Raw genomic sequence first — 17,034 nt, forward strand, 5'->3', positions numbered from 1 at the left:
TATGTCAATTTTTGTACTGAGCATCGTATTTTTTATACTGACATTACTATTCACAGGTTATATGCGGCATTACGCCCTAAAGAAAAATATTATAGACAATCCCAATGAACGTAGTTCTCACAGTGTACCTACGCCGCGAGGCGGCGGTGTTGCGGTCGTATGTAGCTACTTATTGGCTTTAATTATTTTAATGTATAGCCAGCAGCTGACAGTACATATAGGTTTAACCCTGATGGCTGCAGGTTTTGTTATCGCTTTGTTGGGCTTTTTAGATGACCATGGTCATATCAATTCCATGCTGCGTTTAGCTGTGCATTTTTTGGTAGCGATTGGTGTGGTGATGAGCTTGGGTGGTTTTAGCGAAGTTACAGCTTTTAATGGTGTGCAACTTGGCTTTATCGCCAATATTATTGCAGTATTATTTTTGGTGTGGTTGCTGAATCTGTACAACTTTATGGATGGCATTAACGGCATTGCCAGTGTCGAAGCCATTACTACTGTCGTTAGCATGGCTATATTGTATTATGTACTGAATACCACATTAAACTCAGACATACTTTGGTTATTGGCAGCCTGTGTATTTGGCTTTTTACTGTGGAACTTTCCAAAGGCTAAAATTTTCATGGGCGATGCCTGTAGCGGATTTCTCGGCCTCACTTTGGGTATTTTGGCGCTCATCGCCCTCAAAGAAAACTTGGCACTGTTTTGTGCGTGGATCATTTGTCTAGGTGTATTTGTGGTCGATGCGACCTATACCCTTATTAAACGCGTGTTGAGTGGCTATAAAATGTACGATGCGCATCGAAGCCATAGCTATCAAATTTTATCGCGCAAATGCGGGAGTCATACCCCCGTGACGTTGGCGGTTGCTGCGATTAACCTATTGTGGTTATTTCCTATCGCTTATATGACGGTTACACAAGCATGGGCATACCCTGAGTTGGCAGTACTGATTGCCTATATACCATTGTTAATTGTGGCTATAAAATTCAAAGCAGGTCATCCAGATGCTTAATAAACCCAGCTTGTTAATTTTAGGTGCAGGTGGATACGGTTTGGCTGTTGCAGAAGCTGCAGAACTTAGCGGACAATGGCAAGAGATTATGTTTGCCGATGACCGTTGGCCTGCAACACAGCATGTGGCGGAATATAACATTGTGACAAATATTGCCAATTTAAATCAGTTGCAGAATACGCAGCTTCAAGCGATTGTGGCAGTAGGCAATAATACATTACGGCAGCAATGGCAACAGACCTTGCGAGCCTTAGGTATAGAATTGACTTCGGTGATTCATCCTAAAACAGTTGTGAGTCCAACAGCTGACATCGGTCTAGGGGTGAGTGTGATGGCAGGGTGTATCATTAGTCGTAAAACTGTGATCAACGATGGTGTAATTTTAAATATTGGTACATTATTGGATCATGACGTTGTCATTGAAGAATTTGCTCATTTAAGCGTGGGAGTAAAAGTAGCGGGTGGTCAAAGTATCGCTGCACATTCATTTTTAGAGGTTGGAACCTGTATTCTGCATTAAATAATACGGTGTTTTAAAATTCAAATATTAATAATTGTATATCTATGAAATCCATTATCGAACCTGCTGTAGAATCCCCCCGCTTAATCAAACTTGCATTTTTAATGGTGCTGGACTTTTGTGTATTTCCTGTCTTGCTGTGGCTATGTTATGCCATTCGTCAGTTTGATTTGGGGGCAGAAGTTGTACCCAATTTGGCTTTTGGTTCGGTATGGGCAAGTGTGATTGCCGTTATATCGCTGTTTATTTTTGGGGTATATCGCTTTATTGTGCGCACCTACAGCGAACTGTTTATGGTCAAATTGGGGTTGGGTACTTCTTTGACTGTGGCAGGGTTGTATGCGCTGGCTTACTTTACCGATGCCTTTATTCCTACTTCTATTCCGCTCATGTTCGGATTTCTCATGTTCGCATGGGTTTGGTTTAGCCGCGGTTTTATTCGCTTTATCGTGCGTTCTTATTTACAAGCCGATGTACAAAAAAAACGCATCGCGATTTATGGTGCAGGCAATGCTGGACAGCAAATTGCGGCGGCTTTATATAGTTCAGATGAACACTTACCCGTATTATTTATAGATGATGATCCGTCACTCACTGGGCAGCAATTGGGTCGTTTGAAAGTCTATGATGCAGAAACAGCATTAAAAGTCATGCCGAAAAAGCATATTGATGAAATTTTGATTGCGTTGCCTTCGGTCGGACGCATACGTAAAAGTGAGATCGTCAAATTTTTAGAACCTGCACATATTAAAATTACCGAAATTCCAGGACTGACCAAACTGGTCGATGGTGAAATTCGCGTATCGGATATTCAGGAAGTCGATATTATTGACTTGCTCGGGCGTGACCCTGTGCCGCCTGTACCCGAACTGTTGGCTAAAAATATTCAAGACAAAATGGTCTTGGTCACAGGCGCGGGTGGTTCCATTGGTTCTGAACTGTGTCGCCAAATTGTTAAAAATAAACCCAAAGCCTTGGTGATTTATGAACTGACCGAATTTGCGTTGTACAGCATTGACAAAGAATTACGCTTAAATAGCGATGTCACGATTATCCCGATTTTAGGTTCAGTGCTCGATCAGGCCAAACTAGAGCGAGTGATGGAACAGTATAGGGTTCAAACCGTGTACCATGCGGCTGCTTACAAACACGTGCCCTTGGTAGAATGTAACCCATTAGCAGGTTTGAAAAATAACGCCATTGGTACAGCATTTAGCTTAAATGCAGCGGTCAAAACAGGTGTGGAAACCTTTGTACTCATTTCCACCGATAAAGCCGTGCGTCCCACCAATGTCATGGGGGCGTCTAAACGTATGGCAGAATTGTATTGTCAAGCCATGGCAGAAGCGCAAGATCAGACCCAAATTAGCATTGTCCGTTTTGGGAATGTTTTGGGTTCATCGGGTTCGGTGGTGCCGTTGTTTAAACAGCAAATTGCCAAAGGTGGGCCTATTACCGTGACTCATCCTGAAGTCACCCGTTACTTTATGACCATTCCAGAAGCCTCGCAATTGGTGATTCAGGCGGGTGCTTTAGGTCAGGGGGGCGATGTATTCCTGTTGGATATGGGGGAACCTGTACGCATTCAGGATTTAGCTCGCCAAATGATTGCATTGAGTGGTTTAAAAGTACGAGAAACAGGCAGTCAGGAAGGTGATATTGAAATCCAATATTCAGGCTTACGCCCAGGCGAAAAACTTTACGAAGAATTGTTGATTGATGCCGATAATACCGAAGTGACCCAGCACAGTCGTATTTTGCGTTCTTATGAAAAAATGTATCCGTTGGATGAATTACTGATGGTGTTTGAGCGTATGCATGACTTAACCGCAATTCAAAGTGATATCGACTGGGCTTTAGCACAGCTTGAACACTATGTGGATGGTTATGCCCGTGGTACAGAAATTAAGGTGAACTAAATTTCAAAAACTAAGTTGAAGTAAGTCAGTTCAACTTGTTGATGAGTAAAATTTAACTAAAAAATTTGTGTGAAATTAGGTATCTGAGATGATTAAAAAAGCCATTTTACCCGTTGCAGGTTTAGGTACGCGTTTTTTACCTGCCAGTAAATCTATTCCAAAAGAAATGGTGACCGTGGTCGATCGTCCTGCGATTGAATATGTAGTGCGCGAGGCAGTTGCAGCAGGGATTGAGCAAATTATTTTGGTGACCCATTCATCTAAAGCCTCCATTGAAAACTACTTTGACCGTAACTTTGAGTTAGAAACAACTTTGGAACAAAAACAAAAACTGGATTTGCTCAAAGAAATTACCGAAATTTTACCTACACATGTCAGTGTCGTGAGTGTGCGTCAGCCACAACCTTTAGGTTTAGGCCATGCGGTGCTATGTGCCAAATCTGTAGTAGGCAATGATGCTTTTGCGGTACTGTTACCCGATGTTTTGGTAAAGGATGATGTGGCACAAAATGACTTGGCGCGTATGATTCAGCGTTTTGAGCAAAGCAAAGCTGCACAGATTATGGTTGAAGCAGTACCAGATCATCTGGTCGATCAATACGGTATTGTCGATGTAGCTGCAGCACCTGCTGAAGGTGAAAGTACCGTGATGCAGGGCATTGTCGAAAAACCCGCAGTAGGCACGGCACCTTCTAATTTATCAGTGGTGGGGCGTTATGTTTTGCCTGCAGAAATTATGACTTTGCTCGAAAACACCCCTAAAGGGGCAGGTAATGAAATTCAATTGACTGATGCCATTGCCATGTTGCAACAAAACAGTGTGGTCGAAGCTTACCGTATGCAAGGTCAGACTTTTGACTGTGGCAGCAAGTTGGGTTACTTAAAAGCAGTGTTGCATTATGGCGTCGATCATCCAAAATTAGGCGAAGATTTTAAAGCCTTGATTCAAGAGTTAAAGATTGAATCTTAAAGGTGATTAAGCGGGGAAAGATTAGAAAATCTCTCCTAGCCTCCCTTCTTACGCAAGAATTTAAAGCAGTGCTTAAATTCTTGCTCAGGGAGGAACATCCCATTACAAAGCCCTTGCTTGTGCGAACCTCCCCCTTTTCAAAGGGGGATTGAGGGGGATTAAAAAAAGGAGAGCCAAATATGGTGAAAACTTCCAATGTTGAAAATCTCTCCCAACCTCTCTTTAAAAAAGAGAGGGGTGCTCATTATAAAATTGATTTTATGTGCGAAAATTTAAAGCAGTGCTTAAATTCTTGCTCATGGTGGAACATCCATTATAAAGCCTTTGCTAGTGTGAACTTCCCCATTTTCAAAGGGGGATTGAGGGGGATTAAAAAAAGGAGAGCCAAATATGGTGAAAACTTTCAATGTTGAAAATCCCTCCTAGCCTCCCTTTAAAAAGGGAGGAACAGTAGGAAAGGATGAAATGTAAAAATCTTTCCTAATCTCTCTTGAATCAAGAGAGTAACCCCATGAAATAAACAGCATCAAACAATACATAGGAACACATTTTGAAAGTCGCAGTCTTTGGAAAAACCCTCTATGCAGGCGTGATGTCTGCACTCTTGGCAGAATGTGGGCATCACGTTTATTGGTGCGATATCTTTCAGGATGCTGTCCATCCACTAGAACAGCAACATCTCAGCTTTCAAGACCAAGCCTTGAGCCTATTATTACAACAACAATGTAGCAAGGGCTTTTTGCAATTTTGCAATTTTGCAGCCTTGCCTTTAGATGTGGATGTGTATCTACTCAGTTTGAACCCAACTGAAGAAGCCCACGCCGTAACCGTTTTGGGGCAGTTACAACAACGTCCGATCATTCACCCTAAATTGATGATCAATGCCTCGACTTTGGGTTTAAATGGCACACAGCGCCTGCAAAAAATCTTGCCACAAGATGACTGGATTTATTTGCCCGACATGATTCAAGAGGGCAATGCCATTCAAAGTATGACCCGCGCACAGCAACTCACGGTGGGTTGTGAAAATAAACGTGCGCAAGTCAAACTCAAAGAATTACTCCGCCCTTTATTTCCACGTGCGCAGCAATACCTGTTTATGCCCGTGTTGGATGCAGAATTTACCAAACTGAGTATTTCAGGCATGTTGGCGACCCGTATTAGTTATATCAATGACTTGGCGGTAGTGGCAGAAAAACTGGGGATTGATATTGAGCATGTGCGGCAGGGTATGGCGGCAGATAGCCGTATTGGTGCATCGTATATGTATCCTGGTGCGGGGTTTGGTGGTGAAAACTTTAGCCATGATATTCAGACTCTGGCCAGTACCGTATCCACCACAGGGGTAAAAAGTCAGCTGTTGGCGCAGGTGTGGGGCATTAACGAACAACAAAAAGAACTCTTGTTTAGAAAGCTGTGGAATTATTATCAGGGCGATTTAAACGGTAAAACTGTGGCCATTTGGGGCGCGGCCTTTAAAGAAAATACCGCACGGGTGCAACATTCCCCCATTCATGTGATGTTACCTGCGTTGTGGGCGCAGGGTGTGACGGTCAAATTGCACGACCCACAAGCTTTGCCTGAAATTGCAGCACAATATGGTCAGCGTGATGATCTGATTTTATGTGCAGACCAATACCAAGCCGTCGAAGGCGCCTCGGCATTATGTGTGTTGACTGGGTGGAAACAATATTGGAGTTTGGACTATCCAACTTTGTTGCAGCAGATGCAGCATCCGCTGATTTTGGATGGTCGTAATATTTATGATCCTGAATTTGTGAAGGCACAAGGTTTTGCTTATATGGGAGTCGGTCGCTAATGATGGGTACCACAACATCACAGGCAAATAATCAGCCACAGCAAACCGCCTTGCAGCAATTACAACAATTGCAGCAACAGTTTCAGCAGCTGCATTTAAATCAGCTGTTTGCTCAAGATCCACAGCGTTTTCAGCGTTTCTCGGTGGCTTTGGACAGTGTACTGTTTGACTATAGCAAGCATCGGATTGATGCCAAGGTGTTGCAGACTCTGGTTCAGTTTGCACAGCAGAGTCAGCTTGCTGAGTGGATTGGACGTTTATTTTCAACGGCAACGGGCTCAGAGAAAATCAACTATACCGAACAGCGCGATGCGATGCATTGGGCCTTGCGTTTGCCTGCGACCAGTACAGCAGCATGCGCTTCCGAACAGAGCGATGCCTACGCTGCATTGACTGAGCAAGTGCATACCCAGCTTGAGCGTATGTATACCTTGGTGGAAAAAATCCATGTAGGCCAATACCGTGGTGCCACGGGTGAAGTGATTCAGGATGTGGTCAATATTGGTGTGGGTGGCTCAGATTTAGGCCCCTTGATGGTGACCCAAGCCTTATCTGATTTTAAAGTGGCAACTGAAAAACCACTGAATGTACATTTTGTGTCAACTATGGACGGCAGCCAGCTATCTGAATTGCTGCATCGTCTGCGTCCTGAAACTACTTTATTTATTATTTCGTCCAAGTCTTTTGGCACCATTGATACCTTATCCAATGCGCAAACGGTGAAACAATGGCTAGAAAAGGCCTTGGGTAAACATGCGCAAATTCTGAAACATCACTTTATTGGGGTATCCACCAAAGCCGATAAAATGACCGCTTGGGGCATTTGCCCTGAAAATCAGCTCTTGCTTTGGGATTGGGTGGGTGGTCGTTATTCGTTATGGTCGTGTATTGGCTTGCCGATAGCTTTGACCATAGGCGTTGCGGGTTTTCAACAGTTTTTAGCAGGTGCACATGCGGTCGATCAGCATTTTCAAACGGCTGCATTTGATCAGAACATCCCAGTGCTGATGGGCTTGTTGGGGGTATGGAATAATAATTTCCTGAATATTCAGACTCATGCGGTGTTGCCTTATGATGGACGTTTAAAATACTTCGCTTCGTATTTACAGCAATTAGAAATGGAATCGAATGGCAAGTCGATTCAGCGTAATGGCGAGGCGGTGAGCGTCGATACTTGCCCGATTGTTTGGGGTGAGGTCGGGCCGAATGCACAGCATGCGTTCTATCAATTGCTGCATCAAGGGACACATGCGGTCAGTTGTGATTTTATTGCTCCTGTGCAGCGTTATAATGCCAATCAGTTTACCTATGCGGAAAATGCTGAGGCTTTAGTAGAGCAACATCATTTGGCCTTATCCAACTGTTTGGCGCAGTCGCGGCTTTTGGCCTTTGGTAATCAGGCTTTAGATCAGCAGGAATTAGATGGCTTAGCTGCGTATAAGCAGTACAGTGGTAATCAGCCAAGTAGCAGTATTTTATTGCAAGAACTCAATCCGTATAGCTTGGGCATGTTGATTGCTCTATATGAACATAAAGTCTTTGTGCAATCGGTGCTGTGGAATATCAATCCTTTTGACCAATGGGGTGTAGAAAAAGGCAAAGAAATTGCCAATCAGCTCTTGCCTATTTTAAATGGGCAGCAACAGGACTTATCGGCACTCGATGCATCGACTCAAGGTTTATTAAAAATTTTATTAGGAAAAATAGATGGCTAATATTTTAGTCACAGGCGGTGCTGGCTATATTGGTTCACATACCTGTGTCGAGTTGCTGAATGCAGGGCACAGCGTGGTGGTGCTAGATAATTTGTCCAATAGCTCGGCAGAGTCATTGGCGCGGGTGCAGCAACTGACGGGCAAAACCTTACAGTTTATTCAGGGTGATATTCGTGATGCTGCTGCTTTGGACGCTGTGTTTGCGGAACATCAAATTGATGCAGTGATTCATTTCGCAGGACTCAAAGCAGTGGGAGAAAGCCAACAAATTCCACTGAGCTATTTTGACAACAACATTGCAGGTTCAATTAGTCTGGTTCAGGCGATGCAACGTGCGCATGTGTTTAAACTGGTGTTTAGTTCATCGGCTACAGTATATGATGAAGCTAATATTTCGCCGTTGAATGAAGAGATGCCAACGGGTATGCCAAGCAATAACTATGGCTATACCAAGCTGATAGTAGAACAGCTTTTACAAAAAGCAGCCCTTGCTGATGAGCGTTGGTCGATTGCATTATTGCGTTATTTTAACCCTGTGGGGGCACATAAAAGTGGCTGCATTGGCGAAGACCCACAAGGCATTCCAAATAATTTAATGCCTTATGTGACACAAGTAGCGGTAGGGCGTCGTGAAAAACTGTCGATTTTTGGGCAGGATTATGACACGCCAGATGGTACTGGTGTGCGAGATTATATTCATGTGGTCGATTTGGCTAATGCTCATTTATGTGCCTTGAATAACCGTTTGACTGCACAGGGTTGCCGTGCTTGGAATATTGGTACAGGCAATGGGATTTCGGTGCTGCAAGTGAAGAATACTTTTGAACAGGTCAATGGTGTGCAGATTCCATTTGAGTTTGGACCACGTCGTGAAGGCGATGTGGCGACCTCTTTTGCAGATAATAGCCGCGCCGTGCAAGAACTGGGCTGGACACCACAATATGGCCTAGAAGATATGTTGGCTGATAGTTGGAACTGGCAAAAGCAGAATCCGAATGGTTATCGTTAAGATGAATGATTCTAGCCATACACTCAGCCACAAGGTTTAGAGCATAAAAAAGGGAGTCAGTTTTGACTCCCTTTTTTATATTGCTTTGATTTTCAGATTAAGCTTGAATCAATTGTGTCAACTCATCCACATAATCCTGCATTGGGCGTGGGTTTTGATCACGACGGCTTTCAATATTTAAGCGTAATAAAGGCTCGGTATTTGACGCACGCACATTAAAACGCCATGCCCCAAAGTCTAGACTCACGCCATCGGTTTGGTCAATTGCTGGGTTTTGGCTGGCATAATGCTCAAAGATTTTTTGGATGGTGGCTTGAGTATCGGCCACTTTAAAGTTAATTTCGCCCGAACATGGGAACTTGGCAATCATTTCTTCGACTAGACTTGATAGCGATTGTCCTGTTTCAGACAATACCGAAACCGCCAATAGCCATGGAATCATCCCGCTGTCACAATAGGCGAAATCACGGAAATAGTGGTGTGCGCTCATTTCACCGCCGTAAACGGCATTGTGTTCACGCATTACATCTTTAATAAAGGCATGCCCAGATTTAGATTGAATCGCTTCACCCTGATATTGCGCGACTACATCAAAGGTATTCCAGACCAAACGCGGGTCATGTACAATTTTTTCGCCTGCTTGCTTGAGTAAAAATGCCTGCGCCAATAAGCCAACAATATAATAACCTTCAATAAATTGGCCTTTTTCATCGAACAGGAAGCAGCGGTCAAAGTCACCATCCCATGCAATGCCCATGTCGGCTTGATGCTCTAATACGGCATTGCGGGTGCTATCACGGTTTTCCACTAAAATTGGATTCGGGATACCATTGGGGAAGGTGCCATCGGCATCATTATGAATTTTGACAAACTCAACAGGAATATTCAGGGCTTTGAATTTTTGCTCAATTGCATCGACCACATGCCCTGCAGCGCCATTGCCTGCATTCATGACCAATTTCATTGGGTGAATTTTGCTAGGCTCGATATACGTCATTAAATGGTCAATAAATTGAGGCAAAATATTGTAGCTTTGAGTACTACCTTTGTGCTCAACTGGGGTAAATTCGCCTGATTCTGCCAAAGCCTGAATGTCTTTTAGGCCGGTATCGGCACTAATCGGGCGCGCATTTTCGCGTACCAACTTCATGCCGTTGTAGTCCATGGGGTTATGGCTGGCAGTTACTTCAATGCCACCTTGCACGTCTAAATGAAAGGCTGCGAAATAGACTTCTTCTGTGCCTGTCATTCCCAAGTCGAGCACATTGACCCCTGCATCATTTAAACCACGAATGGTGGCCTGCTTTAAGCCTTCGCTGCTAAGGCGAATATCGCAGCCAATTACAACGGTTTTAGGTTGGTAAATTTGTCCGTAAGCACGACCAATTTTATAGGCAATCTCTTCATTGAGTTCTGTGCCCAATTTTCCGCGAATGTCATAGGCTTTAAAACAGGTTAATGTGCTCATGTATTGTCCTAAATATTTGGAAAAATCGTATTGCTGCCTATGATAATCGAACTGTGTGTAATGTGCTGTATAGAATGGAAGATCAATTGCTTGAAGATGTTTCAGGTCAAAGACTATGGATGAGAAAAGATGTGGTGATGGGCAAGGGTGTTTTTTCTTGAGTAAGAAGTTGGTTAAAATACGGCTCAGACTTATGTGTTCGATATGATTGAAGATGGAATTACAGAAAAGTACTTTAGAGCCAGAGCAGAAACTTTCTGCGCCACAGAAAAAATTTCAGAAACTATGCCAAAAAATTGAGCAGGAACAGCTACGTTTGAATGAATGGCAGACCGCACAAGCCGATATTCAGGCACGTGCCAGCCGTGAAATTTTACCGACTTATGCGCAATTGCGTGAAGTTATATTTCAGCAAATTCAACAACTGCTTCAGCAAAAACAACAAAAAGTGACGGCAGCCCAGCAAACTAAGCTGGATCAAAAAATTGAGCAACTCAGTTTACAACTTTTGGATTCGCAGCAGATGTCTACCGAACAAGTTCAGTTTTTAACAGAATTGCTGAACAGTTATGGGCATCATATTGAATTGCTAGACACAGATGATGTGGATTTAAGATCTGAAGCTAAAACAGCAACAGAGTCAGAAGACGAAAATGTTGAACAATGTGAACAAAATAGTTTTGAACATGATGAGTCTGAACAAGAGCGCTTGGCACAGCTCAAGCTAGAAAGTTTGAAGCATTTTCTTTGTGAAGAATATGACCTAGATCTAGATTTTTTTGATTTTCAGCATGATCCATTAGATTTAGATGACTTTATAAAAAAATTTGAACAAAAAATGCAAGAACAAGAGGAGCTGGATTTTTTAAGTCAGTTGAGTAGTGCGCAAAAAGCTTTTGCCGAACAGCAAATTGCCCGTGAAAAAGCCAAAGCAGCAAAAAAACAGCAACAGCGTGAAGAAGCCAAGAAACTAGCAAATCAGTCCATTAAAGCGATTTACTTAAAAATTACAGCGTGGATTCACCCAGATCGTGAGCAAGATGAGCAGAAAAAACAAGAAAAAACCGTATTGATGCAGCAAGCCAATCAGGCTTATGAAGCCAATGATTTATTGACATTGTTAAATTTGCAAATTCAGTTGGGTCAGCAGCATAATTTGTCTTTCGCCAATCAACAATTAAAAGCGTATAACCTGCTTTTAGAAGAACAGTTAGAAACTTTGCAAATGCAAGTAGATGACATTATTTACTCTTTTAATTGGAGTCAGTTTTTATATTCTAACCGTAAAATTAAAGTGCAGGATTTGTATCGAAAATATGAGCAAGACTATCGACATGTTCAACAAAAATTAGCTCGAGCGCAAGAGATACTGGAAAAATATCAAGACCTTAAACAATTAAAGCAATTGATGCGCAGTCAATATGTGTGGGAAATGCATGCTGTGATGATGTAGACATATTGAGGTTTGGCTTTGAATGTTTATGCAAAAAGTAGTCTTTATTTACAATATTCCTTTTGAGTGAATCCAAGTTATGCTCAGGTTGGGCCGTTCGGCTACTATTCTGAAATGACACCTTTGTCCGTTATAATTGTATAAACATTTTGGTGTCTGGTAATTATGTCCTCATTGATCAATTTTCTATCTCACTTTAGTAATCCAACTCTTCATCGCAGTCTGAGCTATGCTAAACACATTGATAGGGAAACGATTGAGTTCTTTGAGGAAAATGATGATGTCACGATGTATGCTCAAATTGAAGGGACAGATTATTACGATACCGCGATTACCTATAATCTTAAAAAAGACCGTTTAATCGATGATGACTGCACTTGTCCAGTTGGATATAACTGTAAACATGCTGCTGCTTTAGCGCGGTTATTCTTTCAAGAATATCGTCAGGAATTTCAACAGCGTTATGCTGAATCTCAATCTCCGCAGGGAATCGCAAAACGCCGATGGGGGGATGATCAGGCGCAGCGCTGGTTGAATGATTTTAAACGGTATTTACAACAGACTGAACCAGAGCAATCTGTCAAAACAAACAATTATTTAATTTACCTGCTAGATCAGTCGGTCAGCTTAAAGAAATTGACAGTTGATGTTCAGAAAGCCAGACGCAATAAGAACGGCTCAATTGCAGGGGAAAGTTATTATACCCAATATGAAAATATCACCAGAAAGCATCTGACTTTACCTGAACAAAAACGACAATTATTTAACCAGATTTATTATTACGCCAAAATAAACAGCGACGAACGCTTTTATCAAAGCAATCTTGATATCTCAAGCATTTTATTGGAGCATTTCAAATCTTTTATTCAAAGTGGCGATGTGTACTGGAAAAAAAAGAGCCATACTGCACTTCAATGGTCAGAACAAGGCTATCACATCGAACTGATCTGGCAACAAGGTGTAAACAAACAGACAGAGCATTTAAACATTGAATTGGTCAATGGTGATATTCGACTCGATTTAAAATCAAATCCTCATATTCAGATTCTCGCGAGCCATCCACCATGTTATGTGGATATTCAACAGAACACGGTGGGCCAGTTATATGGTGAATATACGGCAAATCTTCTGTACCATTTTTTACAGATGCCTGATCTTCCAGCTAAGCTCTTGCCAGAGTTTGAGAAACTGACTCATCAATATTCAGATGTGAAAAATCTGCCTCAACCCGAGTTTATTCAGCATATTGATGTCTTTGAGGGTAGTCCCCAGCCAATTTTACGCTTCGGTGTTTTAGATAAATTTGATTGGAAATGGGAAGAGTCTGTTTGTGCTGAAATTGAATTCTCCTATGCAGGTGGGCGAATTAAAGCAGGTACATCAGGTGACAGTTTTATTGGTGAACAGCATGGCAAAATGGTGCGACAGCTTCGGGACTTAGTTCAGGAACAACAGTCAATCCAGCGTTTACAGCTATTGGTCGAATCACTGAAGTGGGTGAAAGATCTTAGTTATGACCAGCAATTAAAACTGGATAAACAACGTCTTGATTCTATGGTTTTTGCTTTCTATGGAGACTGGATCAAACAGCTCATGCCCATCAATCAAATTGAGTTGATGGGCTGGCAGATAGAGCATCTGGAAAACAGCCCCTTTAACCTGCAATATGTCGAAAATTTAAATATTTCTATCACTGAATCTGAAGGTCAGCAGGACTGGTTCAATATCGGGGCGACGGTTCAAGACAGTGCAGGCAATTCTTATAATTTACTTGATGCGCTCGTAGCTTTGGTGCGAGTAAATCCTGATTTACTTGATCCGCGGACTTTTATTCATCTGCATGACAGTCAAATTTTCACCGTGAAAACTGCAGTTGATCAACCTGATTTGGCGCTATCCGCTAGGGATATTAAGCCGGTATTATTGCATCTGCAGAGCATTTTACAGCAAGAAGAGCGCAGTATTGATCGCTATGATGCGAGTCAATTATTAGAATTGCAGCATAATCTTGGGATGACATGGCAGGTCAGTGATCGCCTGCAGAAATTTGTACATAAATTCAAACAAGGCTATCAGCAACAACTGCCAACACCACAAGGTTTTCAGGGGGAGTTGCGTCCATACCAGCAGCAGGGCTTAGGCTGGTTACAGTTTTTAAGGGAAACCCAGCATGGCGGGATTCTGGCAGATGATATGGGCTTGGGGAAAACAGCACAAACTTTAGCCCATTTACTCATGGAAAAGCAGGCTGGATATTTGCAGGATAGTCCCGCCTTAATTGTTGCACCCACATCGCTGATGCATAACTGGTTCAAAGAAGCGGAGAAATTTACCCCAGAGCTCAAGGTATTGCTGCTACAGGGGCCCGATCGCCATCAGTATTTTGAGCAGATTCCGCACTATGATATTGTGTTAACCACCTATCCGCTTCTGGCGAGAGATGAAGAGCAACTAAAGCAATATGAATATCATCAACTCATTTTGGATGAGGCGCAGAATATCAAAAATCCGCGCGCCAAAGCTGCACAGGTAGTACGGCAATTAACAGCGCGACATCGTCTATGTCTAACCGGTACACCTATGGAAAATCATTTGGGTGAGCTGTGGGCACTATTTTATTTCCTGATGCCAGGATTTTTATATTCACAAGAAATTTTTAATAAAAAGTACCGTCATCCGATTGAAAAGCGCGGTGATGAGCAGTTAAGACAAAAGTTGGTCAACCGGATTAAGCCCTTCATTTTACGTCGCTTGAAAACTGACGTAGCCAAAGAGTTGCCAGAAAAAACCACGATTGAAGTCAATATTGATATGAATGACCAGCAATCCAAGTTATATGAGGCTGTTCGTGCCACGATGCAGGCAAGCATTCAGAAAATTGTGGCAGAAAAAGGCTTTAAACGTAGTCAAATTCAAATTTTAGATGCCTTACTGAAGCTACGTCAGGTGTGCTGCCATCCTAGCTTACTAAAGCTGGATTCAGTGAAAATTGGGCAGGCGCATTCTGCCAAACTTGAACAGTTGATGGATATGGTTGTTCCAATGGTGGAAGAGGGACGAAAAATTCTTATTTTCTCTCAGTTTACCTCAATGTTGGAACTGATTGAACAACAGCTCTATCACGCAGAAATTGGCTATGTGAAGCTGACTGGAAAGACCAAAAAGCGAGATGAAGTCATTACAGCGTTTCAGTCTGGACAAGTGCCGGTATTTTTAATCAGTCTGAAAGCAGGAGGGGTCGGTTTGAATCTAACTGCCGCAGATACGGTCATTCACTATGATCCATGGTGGAACCCTGCTGCTGAAGATCAAGCTTCAGATCGTGCATGGCGGATTGGACAGGACAAGCCGGTATTTGTCTATAAGCTGATTACTAATAAAAGCATAGAAGAAAAAATTCTTGCCTTACAGCAAAATAAAGCAGAACTGGCACACTCTATTCTAAGTACAGATCATGAAGGCGAAGCGAAACTGACGGAAAATGACGTGATGAACTTGTTTGAGAAATTTTAGTTTGGTTTCAGATTACCCTAATCATCTGTAAGTATCTGAAAGTCCGGATGCAATTTTTTCCAATGTTCTCTTAATTTTTCTTTATGAACAGAAATCATAGGTAAGTCTAGTAATAGCACTGGCCATACCGACCGTGCTTTGTCCATGATCGCGTGAAGTTGTTTTTCAATAACACGCCATGGAACACCGACTTTTTCAGCCCATTGTTCAAAGTGTTTCATCTCAGCTAAATACCAATCTTTATTTTTGGCAAGATTTAAGGCGAAATGACGCTCATTTTCAATATATACACTTGTCATCAATATATCGTATGCAGGGGATAATCTTGGCGTTGTTTTATCGTGATAAATCATACTCCAGTTCTTTAAGTGTGCATCTCCATTGGCGAGTAAAATATTGACGAGTAAACGGCTGGCAAATTGCTGAATATCAAAAATTTTGTTATCTGAATAGTGATAAATGATCTTACCGATCTGCTCATAATTTGTGGTGCTGTATTTCTGGTGTGGATATGAACCAAAGATCTGAGCAAAATCTTCAATATGAATAAGCTCTGTAGTATTAGCAGTACTCTGCCTATCGAATCTCTTAATTGCAAAAGCATATTGCTCTTGGGGTAGATTTAATGGTGGAAGGTCTTGTAAGAGTGCCATATCTACCAAACGAATCTCTGGGATATCTATTCCGACCATTTTGGCAAGGATCATCATAGAGTATTCATTCAGCGGAACAAAAGCATGTCTGGTAGAAGGAGTTTTGACAATCCAATCACCGAGTAGGCTGGATTCCGTTGCCTGTGCTAATGTAAAACGCCCATCTTTGGCTTTCATGGAAAACTTCATTTGGACGCCAGCCAAGGAAAACTTATTATTTGTCCGAATCTCTTGTTTTAATATCTGATCTGGATTCGAGATCTGAAGCTTAAATTTTATTCCATCTGGGATTTCTTCTGGATCTACTGGGGTTGCAATCAGTGCCCCAGGTAAGTCATGACCTAAAGCTGCCAATAACTGAAATTCATTGTCTATATGTATTTTGAGGCTTTGTGCTATGAGTTCGCGTAATGCACCTTCTGGTAGCAGATTTGATAGCAAGGGGTGTAAGCGCTGATGTGTAACATAGGTCTTTTCTAAAATCTTATCCGCTTGAGGATATAAAGGGGAAGTAAGCAAGCTCAAGGTCGGACGTTGCTGATCCAAGTGAAAAGAATCTGTGAAAACCAGAATATTTTTTCCGCTCTGAAATCCTGCCAAGTATCCAACGACAACATGATGTAATGTTAATTTCAGGACTGCAACAGTATTCATGGTTCCTCTCCTCCGAGAAGACCTTTCCATGGGTTAGACATTAAGTCATCTTGATCTTCAATAGTGACTTTAATTTCATCATTCAATAATTGTCTAATCAAATGAACCTTATCATCTGGGATGAGCATCAGTTGAGCATTTAGTCCTGCCGCAATAATTTCTAAGGTATCTAATCGAGGATTGCCTTGACTTTCCAGTTTTTGGTACTGCTGTCTTGAAATGCCTGTACGTGATTGCATATCAACTTGCTTTAAACCCAATAGGGTTCGTCTTTTTTTGACTTGCTGTAGTAAAGACTTATTTAGTGTAGACATATTTATTGCTTT

At 42.1% G+C, this 17,034-nt stretch carries 12 protein-coding genes; 9 read left to right on the forward strand and 3 right to left on the reverse strand.

Features of this window, described 5'->3' with window-relative positions:
• Position 1 precedes the first annotated feature (1 nt).
• The 7 genes from J4G44_RS02880 (at position 2) to galE (ending at position 8,967) form a co-directional block, all read left to right on the forward strand.
• Positions 2-1,015, forward strand: coding sequence for an MraY family glycosyltransferase (locus J4G44_RS02880; RefSeq protein ID WP_207973830.1), 1,014 nt, complete (start codon positions 2-4; stop codon positions 1,013-1,015).
• Positions 1,008-1,535, forward strand: coding sequence for an acetyltransferase (locus J4G44_RS02885; protein WP_207973831.1), 528 nt, complete (start codon positions 1,008-1,010; stop codon positions 1,533-1,535). The genes J4G44_RS02880 and J4G44_RS02885 overlap by 8 nt, the downstream gene beginning before the upstream one ends.
• A 44-nt stretch (positions 1,536-1,579) precedes the next feature.
• Positions 1,580-3,454 (forward strand): nucleoside-diphosphate sugar epimerase/dehydratase, encoded by a 1,875-nt coding sequence (locus tag J4G44_RS02890; RefSeq protein WP_207973832.1) that lies wholly within the window; start codon positions 1,580-1,582, stop codon positions 3,452-3,454.
• An 88-nt stretch (positions 3,455-3,542) separates the two neighbouring features.
• On the forward strand, positions 3,543-4,424 hold the full coding sequence (galU, locus tag J4G44_RS02895; RefSeq protein ID WP_207973833.1) for a UTP--glucose-1-phosphate uridylyltransferase GalU: 882 nt from the start codon (positions 3,543-3,545) through the stop codon (positions 4,422-4,424).
• Between the two features lie 550 nt (positions 4,425-4,974).
• Positions 4,975-6,243 carry a nucleotide sugar dehydrogenase gene (locus J4G44_RS02900; RefSeq protein ID WP_207973834.1) on the forward strand — a complete coding sequence of 423 codons (1,269 nt, stop codon included), beginning with the start codon at positions 4,975-4,977 and terminating at the stop codon, positions 6,241-6,243.
• The gene (pgi, locus tag J4G44_RS02905; RefSeq protein WP_207973835.1) at positions 6,243-7,958 is read left to right on the forward strand and encodes a glucose-6-phosphate isomerase; all 1,716 of its coding nucleotides are present in this window, start codon (positions 6,243-6,245) and stop codon (positions 7,956-7,958) included. Before J4G44_RS02900 ends, pgi begins: the two co-directional genes overlap by 1 nt.
• Positions 7,951-8,967: a UDP-glucose 4-epimerase GalE gene (gene galE / locus J4G44_RS02910; RefSeq protein ID WP_207973836.1), complete on the forward strand. Its 1,017-nt coding sequence runs from the start codon at positions 7,951-7,953 to the stop codon at positions 8,965-8,967. The genes pgi and galE overlap by 8 nt, the downstream gene beginning before the upstream one ends.
• 97 nt (positions 8,968-9,064) lie before the next feature.
• Here galE and J4G44_RS02915 read toward each other — a convergent pair whose 3' ends face one another.
• Positions 9,065-10,435 carry a phosphohexomutase domain-containing protein gene (locus J4G44_RS02915; RefSeq protein WP_207973837.1) on the reverse strand — a complete coding sequence of 457 codons (1,371 nt, stop codon included), beginning with the start codon at positions 10,433-10,435 and terminating at the stop codon, positions 9,065-9,067.
• Between the two features lie 214 nt (positions 10,436-10,649).
• Here J4G44_RS02915 and J4G44_RS02920 point away from each other — a divergent pair, with 214 nt between their 5' ends.
• The gene (locus tag J4G44_RS02920; RefSeq protein WP_131261285.1) at positions 10,650-11,888 is read left to right on the forward strand and encodes a hypothetical protein; all 1,239 of its coding nucleotides are present in this window, start codon (positions 10,650-10,652) and stop codon (positions 11,886-11,888) included.
• A gap of 165 nt (positions 11,889-12,053) precedes the next feature.
• Complete coding sequence (locus J4G44_RS02925) at positions 12,054-15,401, forward strand: DEAD/DEAH box helicase (RefSeq protein WP_207973838.1); 3,348 nt, start codon at positions 12,054-12,056, stop codon at positions 15,399-15,401.
• A gap of 17 nt (positions 15,402-15,418) precedes the next feature.
• Here the strand turns inward: J4G44_RS02925 and J4G44_RS02930 are convergent, their stop codons facing one another.
• Positions 15,419-16,708: a type II toxin-antitoxin system HipA family toxin gene (locus tag J4G44_RS02930; protein ID WP_004970273.1), complete on the reverse strand. Its 1,290-nt coding sequence runs from the start codon at positions 16,706-16,708 to the stop codon at positions 15,419-15,421.
• Positions 16,705-17,022 (reverse strand): helix-turn-helix domain-containing protein, encoded by a 318-nt coding sequence (locus J4G44_RS02935; RefSeq protein WP_004883943.1) that lies wholly within the window; start codon positions 17,020-17,022, stop codon positions 16,705-16,707. The genes J4G44_RS02930 and J4G44_RS02935 overlap by 4 nt, the downstream gene beginning before the upstream one ends.
• Between the last annotated feature and the right edge of the window lie 12 nt (positions 17,023-17,034).

Origin of the sequence: Acinetobacter towneri, assembly GCF_017498585.1 — a bacterium.
Taxonomy (GTDB): domain Bacteria; phylum Pseudomonadota; class Gammaproteobacteria; order Pseudomonadales; family Moraxellaceae; genus Acinetobacter; species Acinetobacter towneri.